Genomic DNA, 4692 nt, shown 5'->3' on the forward strand with positions numbered 1-4692 from the left:
GTCCCGCCCGCAGTCCCGACCGCCGTCCTGCCCCCGGCCCCGTCACTCCGGCCCCGTCACTCCGGCTCCGGCGGCCGCAGCCGGCGCCACACCGCCGGCGCCGCACTGACCAGCAGGGCCAGCGCCACCGCCGCCACCACGCCCTTCCACGGCTCCGCGAACAGCGACCCGCCCACGATCCCGATCAGCCCGTACGTCGCCGCCCAGGCCAGGCAGGCCGGCAGGTCGCCCCGGGCGAACCGGCCCAGCGGCAGCTGCGCCAGCAGGCAGGCCAGCATCACCGGGATCCGGCCCGCCGGAACCAGCCGGGACAGCACCAGCACCAGTACCCCGTGGTCGTCCAGCCGCGCCCGGGCCTGGTCCAGCCGCTCCGGCGCGGCCCGCGCGCGCAGCGCCTCCACCCACCGCGAGCCGCCCGGGGAGCGCACCCCGCGCTGCCCGAGCCAGTAGAGGGTGATGTCCCCGGTGAACGCCGCCACCGCGGCCACCGCGAACACCGCCGGCACCCCCACCGGCGGCGCCTGCTGATGGAACGCCACCACCGCCGCGGAGCTCACCAGCGCCCCCGTCGGTACCACGGGCACCAGCGCGCCCAGTGCCACCAGCACGAACAGCGCCGGGTAGCCGACCGCCTGCTGTGTGCTGTCCTGCGGCACCCGCCCGACCGCCGCCGCAACCGCCGCAGCCGCCGGGGCCGTCGCCGCCGCGAGCCCGGACCCCGTCACGGCAGCCGCACCCGCTCCCCGTGCCCGGGCACCCGGACCGCCGTCCTCGGTGCCAGCCGTCCCGCGTGCCGCAGGAAGTCCTCGCCCGGCGCGTGGAACTCGTGGGGCCGCACCGCGTCCAGCCCGATCGGCCAGTACGTCCCGTAGTGCACCGGCACCGCCGCGGCCGGCGCCAGCGCGGCCAGGGCCCGGGCAGCCCGGGCCGCGTCCAGGTGCCCGGGCCCCAGGTACGGGCCCCAGCCGCCCACCGGCAGCAGCGCCACGTCCACCGGCCCGACCTCCTCGGCCATCGACGCGAACAGCCCGGTGTCCCCGGCGAAGTACGTCCGCCGCGCGCCCTGCACCACGTACCCGAGGGCCGGCGCCAGATGCGGCCCGAACGGCAGCCGCCGCCCGTCGTGCCGCGCACTGACCGCCCGTACCGTGACCCCGGGGCCCACGCCCACCTCGTCCCCCGGGACCATCTCCGTCACCGTCAGGGACCGCACCCCGGCCAGCCGCGCGAGCCCCGGCACCGCCTGCCGCGCCCCCCGCGGGACGACCAGCCGGGTCCCCGGCGCCAGCCGGGCCAGCGAGGGCAGGTGCAGGTGGTCGGCGTGCAGGTGCGACACCACCGCCACGTCCGCCCGGGCCGCCTCGGCCGGCGGCAGCGCCCCCCGCCGCCTGCGCAGGTGCGCCAGCCGCCGGGCGAACAGCGGGTCCGTGAGCACCCGCACCCCGGAGTCCTCCACCGTGCACGCGGCATGCCCCCACCAGACGATCTCCACCGGCATCCGGCACCCCCGTCCTGTCGCGGCCCCGCCCCGCACGGGCCGCACCCCACGAGCCTAAGCGCTCCGCCGGAAGACCGGTCGTGGAACCGCGGGCCGGTGGGGCCGGTCGCGCAGTTCCCCGACGCCCCCGCGCGGCGCCGTACCGCACCGGACTCCACGGAGCCCGCTCGGATGCTGCCCGGGACGAGCGCCCGCAACCGAAACCGCCCGCACCCCTCCTCCCGGGCCCCGGATCGGAGTAGGGTCGGGCGGCATGGATGAGCTGCGCGCGGCCGCGATCACCAGCCTGGCCCCGCTCGAGGATCTGGACACGGACCCCTTCGCCGTGGACACCCGGAGCCAGCGCGCCATGTGCGACCGCTGGGCCGCCGACCAGGGCTACGTCGTCACCAGGGAGCTGCTCGTCTACGGGCTGCGCCCCGACCACTGCGCGCTGTGGTACGACGTCGACGCCGGACAGGTCGACCTGTTCGTCGCCCCCAACCACCGCGTGCTCGCCCGGGCGCTGCGCTCCGTCGAGGAGTTCGTGGCGGAGTGCCGACGGCGCGGCGTACGGCTGGAGACCGCCGGGCTCGACGAGCCGCACTACACCTCCGCGATGAAGGCCGAGGTGCACCGCCGGCTCTCCATGCCGACCGCCGGCTACGACGGCACCTGACGGCCCGCGCCCCATCTGACCGGCTGCGCCGCACCTGACCCCGCTGCCCCGCACCCGGCCGCGCTGCGGCGCCTGCTGTGCGACGCTGGACGAGGCGGCGGGGACCGCGGGCGGCGTGCGCGGGGCCCGGGGTGCTTCCCGGTCGTGGCCGGGGGAGACACGAGGCGGGTGCGGCGTGCGGCGAGGACGGTTGCGGAGTTCGGGCGGCGCCCTGCTGCGCGTGATCGTGGTCTGGGCGGTGTCCACCCTGACGATGCTGGTGCTGGCCGGCATCCTGCCCGACTTCCGGCTGCAGTCCGGGGACGGCGAGAGCATCACCCGGGTCGGGCTGACCGCGGCCTGGGGCGCCGGAGCGTTCGGCCTGCTGAGCGCCCTGGTGTGGCCGCTGCTGGTCAGGGCCCTGCTGCTGGTGCCGGCCCTGGTGCTGGGCGCGCTGGTGTTCTTCCTCAACGGGTCCCTGCTGCTGATGGCGCTCCGCCTGATCCCCTCCGGGCACGGGGAGGCGGCCCCCGAGACCGCGGTGGTGGTGGCCGCGGTGATGTCGGCCGTGGCCTCGGCGACCTCGACCGCGCTCGCGGTCCGCGACGACGAGGCGTACCGGCGGCGGCTCTACCGGCTCGCTGACCGGCGGCGCCGACGCCGGCGCGGGACGGGCGCGGACGGCGCCCGGCCGACGCCGCCGGGCCTGCTCTTCGTCCAGCTCGACGGCGTCGGCCACCGGGTGCTGTGCGAGGCAGCGGCGGCCGGGGTGATGCCGACGGTGGCCGACTGGCTGGAGCACGGCCACCGCATCATGCCCTGGCGCACCGACTGGTCCAGCCAGACCGGCGCCAGCCAGCTCGGCATCCTGCACGGCTCCGCCTTCGACGTGCCCGCCTTCCGCTGGTACGAGAAGGAGAGCGGCGAGGTGATGGTCTGCAACCGGCCCACCAGCGCCGCCGAACTCCAGCGCCGGGCCGTCGCCCGCACCGGCAACGGCGGGCTGCTCACCCTGGACGGGGCCAGCCGCGGCAACCTGTTCAGCGGCGGCGCCGACCAGCTGGCCCTGGTGCTGTCGGTCTCGGCCCGCCGGGGCCGGGCCAACCGCTCGCGGGCCGGCTACTTCGCGTACTTCTCCGACCCGGCGAACGCCGTCCGCACCGCGGTGTCCTTCGTCGCCGAGGTCTGCCGGGAGACCGTCCAGTCGGTACGGGCACGGCTGCGCGGCGACGGCCCCCGGGTGTCCCGGGGCGGCCTGTACCCGCTGATCCGGGCCTTCGCGACGGTCGTCGAACGCGATGTGGTCGTGGCCGCGGTGATCGGTGACATGCTCGCCGGGCGCTCCGCGATCTACGCGGACCTGGTCGGGTACGACGAGGTCGCCCACCACTCGGGCCCGCGCGGCCGGGACACCGACCAGGTGCTGGCCCGGCTCGACCGCAGCCTCGCCCTCCTCGCGCGGGTCGCCGAGCACGCGCCGCGCACCTACCGGATCGTGCTGCTGTCGGACCACGGGCAGAGCCCGGGGGAGACCTTCCTGAGCCGGTACGGGCTGACCTTGAAGGACCTGGTCCGGGCGGGCTGCGGGCTGCCCGTCTCCCGCCGGGCCGGCGGTACCCCCAGCGGGGCCGAGGCCCGGGCGGCCGTGCTGGCGGCCCTGCACCGGCCCGTGGAGGAGGGCGAGGAGGAGCAGCCCCGGCCGGGCCGCCGGGAGCCGGTGGTGCTGGCCTCGGGCAACCTCGGGGTGATCTCCTTCCCGGACATCCGCGGCCGGGCCTCACGGGAGCGGATCGAGCGGGCGCATCCGGCGCTGCTGCCGACCCTGGCCAACCATCCGGGCATCGGGTTCCTGCTGGTGGACGGGGTGGTCATGGGCCCGGGCGGGGCGGCGGCCCGACTGGCCGCGCCGGGGGAGGCGGAGGCCCTGCTGGCCCCGTTCGGGCCGGGTGCGGCCGAGGCGGTCCGGCGCAGCGACGGCTTCCCGCACCTCCCCGACATCATGGTGAACTCCGCGTACGACCCGCTGACGGGGCAGGTGCACGCGTTCGAGGAGCAGGTCGGCTCGCACGGCGGCCTGGGCGGGGAGCAGGGGGAGGCGTTCCTGATGTGGCCGGCGGACCTGTCGGATCCGGACCCGCCGGTCCTGGTGGGCGCGGAGGCCGTGCACCGCGTCCTGCGGGGCTGGCTCCGGGAGCTGGACGGGCCGCAGGTACCGCTGGAACCGGCCCGGACGGCCCCGACGTCGGCGACGACGGCAGCGGCTGGGGCTGCCGAGGCCGCGACGGCAGCGGTCGCGGAGGCTGCGGCTCCGGCGCCCGCGGAGGCCGCGGAGCCGGGCGGGGCGGCAGCACCCGCGGAGGCGGGGGTGAAGGATCCGCGGTCTCAGGGCCCGTCGAGCGGAATCTTTCCGTCCGCAGGGGTGCCCGTGCCGGACGAAAGCCACTGATTTGGCGGGGCCCGCACCGTACCGGAGCATGTGTCGACCTGTCCGGCATGTGAAACACCCGAGGCGCGACCCGTGAGCACCACCCCTGTCATGGCCCCGGCCCCCGAGGCC

Annotated in this window: 4 protein-coding genes; 2 read left to right on the forward strand and 2 right to left on the reverse strand. The window is 77.3% G+C overall.

All coding sequences use genetic code 11. The features are described 5' to 3' along the window. Positions 1-56: 56 nt before the first annotated feature. Positions 57-656 (reverse strand): VTT domain-containing protein, encoded by a 600-nt coding sequence (locus HYE82_RS34140; protein WP_309144547.1) that lies wholly within the window; start codon positions 654-656, stop codon positions 57-59. Between the two features lie 65 nt (positions 657-721). Then, positions 722-1498 (reverse strand): MBL fold metallo-hydrolase, encoded by a 777-nt coding sequence (locus tag HYE82_RS34145; RefSeq protein WP_179178105.1) that lies wholly within the window; start codon positions 1496-1498, stop codon positions 722-724. A gap of 253 nt (positions 1499-1751) precedes the next feature. On the opposite strand from HYE82_RS34145, the gene HYE82_RS34150 reads away from it, so the two are divergent. Then, positions 1752-2156 carry a recombinase family protein gene (locus HYE82_RS34150; protein WP_179178106.1) on the forward strand — a complete coding sequence of 135 codons (405 nt, stop codon included), beginning with the start codon at positions 1752-1754 and terminating at the stop codon, positions 2154-2156. A 175-nt stretch (positions 2157-2331) separates the two neighbouring features. Further along, positions 2332-4581 carry a phage holin family protein gene (locus tag HYE82_RS34155; RefSeq protein WP_179178107.1) on the forward strand — a complete coding sequence of 750 codons (2250 nt, stop codon included), beginning with the start codon at positions 2332-2334 and terminating at the stop codon, positions 4579-4581. Positions 4582-4692: the final 111 nt, after the last annotated feature.

Origin of the sequence: Streptomyces sp. BR123, from assembly GCF_013401435.1 — a bacterium.
Lineage (GTDB): Bacteria > Actinomycetota > Actinomycetes > Streptomycetales > Streptomycetaceae > Streptomyces.

Bases quoted from the DNA above. Each gene is read 5' to 3' on its own strand.
- HYE82_RS34145 (WP_179178105.1), bottom strand. From the start codon at position 1,498: ATGCCGGTGGAGATCGTCTGGTGGGGGCATGCCGCGTGCACGGTGGAG.
- HYE82_RS34150 (WP_179178106.1), top strand. From the start codon at position 1,752: ATGGATGAGCTGCGCGCGGCCGCGATCACCAGCCTGGCCCCGCTCGAG.